Raw genomic sequence first — 1,778 nt, 5'->3', positions numbered from 1 at the left:
GCGACAGCGTCGTGCTTGGCGCGGCGCGCCTCGGTGGCCATGCCGGCGCGGAGCCCGTGGGCGGTCCGGTCTTCGAGGCCGGCACGTCTGGCCGCATCGGTTCCGGTCGCCCTGCCCGAGGGCGGCAGTAGCCGGGCCGGTGCGGCCCCGAATGGGGAGGGGACCCCGACAAGGTCGGTGTCGGGGTCCCCGGTCCCGTGGGGGCGTCCTCGCCTCCCCCTTAGCCCTCCGGATCGGATGGGCCGGGCGCCGGCCGCTCGGACACGAAGCTTCCGAGATGCGGCACGGTCATGATCAAGCCCTCTTCGCGTAGGGCTGCGATCGCCTTGCGGATCGTGTTGCGGGCGACGCCGAACTCCTGCACGAGCGTCGTCTCCGATGGGACGACCTGGCCGGGTCTGTAGGTTCCCCCCAGGATGCGCTGTCGCAGTTCGTCCCTGACCTGGGTCCACACGTAGGCGTTGGCCCTGAACTCGATCATGAACCGACCGTAGTCGATCATGAACGAGGGTAGTCGTTCGGCTACGTTCGTGGACGTTCATGAACGAGCATGAACAAGAAGTCGAACGCATGATCGGTGAAATGTTGTGGCACTATCTTGATCGTTACAGATGCCTTACCCAAGAAACCGGCGCATAACAGACATTTCATTCCATTTCAGGTTCATAGTGGATGGCAATGATTACTCACCGTGAGATCCTGTAAGCCGCGTGGTGACTATCGATATTGACGCGCCGCAAAGGGTCTTCTGTCCTATTCCGGATGCACGCAGAGTGATTTACAGTGCATGGACTGCCGCGATACCTCGGGACCGGAATGTCGCATGGCCCAATGGGCCCAAGGGGTGAAATGAACGAACGCAAGACGCGCTGGATCATCGGCAGCGTGGCCGCGGCGCTCTGGGCAACAATCGTCGTCGCGACCGCGATCGAGCTCAGCCTGCGCTGGTATCTGGCGATCTGGCTCGCCGCCCTCGTGGCGAGCTGCATGGTCTTGGCCTTCCTGGTGGACGGAATGGCTAAGGTCAGGGAGGAGAGGAGCGCCGCGGCGTTGAGGGCCGCGATCAACGACGGAGTACAGGACCTCTGCACTGCTATTGACCAGCATGGCACGAGGATGGAAGTCACCTCTCGCGAGCACGGGGACAAGCTCGCCAAGAGCGTCCTCAGCGCGGAGCGATGGCTAACGAACGGATGGCGGGCCGAGAAGCTCGCCCAGATGGACGCCGCTGCGGCCAAGGCGGCACAGCTCGGGGATGAAACGGGGCCGCTGCCGATCGTCCGGGGCCGCTGCAGATAGCGGCGGACGCAGAGAATAGCCGCGAGGTTTACGCGCCTCGCGGCTTTCTCTCGGTCTTTTCTTCCTCCACGCCGGCCTCTCGGAAATTGATGCGCCTCCTGACGGCGTACTGCATCAGCGCGAAGTCCTTCGCCTCTTCGGAGAGATCCGAGTTGAGGATTTCCTGCACGTATCCGTCATGCCGCTTCTGGTCACTCAGCGTCAGTTCGTCGGGTGTTGCCAGGCCACGCTCCACGAGGATGTCCCCGATTGACTTGTCCTGCTCGCGCGCGAGCTTGCGTAGCTCCTCCAGGGCCCGCTCCGTGTCAGCAGCCTGAGGTGCCGCTAGGGGAGGGGGCGCATGCTCTCGTTCGGCGATGGACTCCTTGTAGCCGGCGGCTACGAGGAACTGGTCGCCGAGTTGGGACAGGGCTGGGTATTGCTCTGCGATGGCTTGCGTGAAGCGGATGGCGGATTCGTAGGTCGGGCGGTGCTGGCCT

Annotated in this window: 3 protein-coding genes; 1 reads left to right on the top strand and 2 read right to left on the bottom strand. The window is 63.8% G+C overall.

Annotation, left to right across the window (positions count from 1 at the left end):
* Positions 1-220 precede the first annotated feature (220 nt).
* Complete coding sequence (locus BMX74_RS42680; protein WP_256257636.1) at positions 221-502, bottom strand: GntR family transcriptional regulator; 282 nt, start codon at positions 500-502, stop codon at positions 221-223.
* A 347-nt stretch (positions 503-849) separates the two neighbouring features.
* Here BMX74_RS42680 and BMX74_RS42675 point away from each other — a divergent pair, with 347 nt between their 5' ends.
* Positions 850-1,299: a hypothetical protein gene (locus BMX74_RS42675; protein ID WP_091106196.1), complete on the top strand. Its 450-nt coding sequence runs from the start codon at positions 850-852 to the stop codon at positions 1,297-1,299.
* 28 nt (positions 1,300-1,327) lie between these two features.
* Here the strand turns inward: BMX74_RS42675 and BMX74_RS44800 are convergent.
* The coding region (locus BMX74_RS44800; protein WP_177227774.1) for a hypothetical protein at positions 1,328-1,778 on the bottom strand (451 nt) is incomplete at its 5' end.

The organism is Nonomuraea pusilla (assembly GCF_900109355.1).
Classification (GTDB): Bacteria; Actinomycetota; Actinomycetes; order Streptosporangiales; family Streptosporangiaceae; genus Nonomuraea; species Nonomuraea pusilla.
This window is presented reverse-complemented; position numbering and strand designations above follow the sequence as displayed.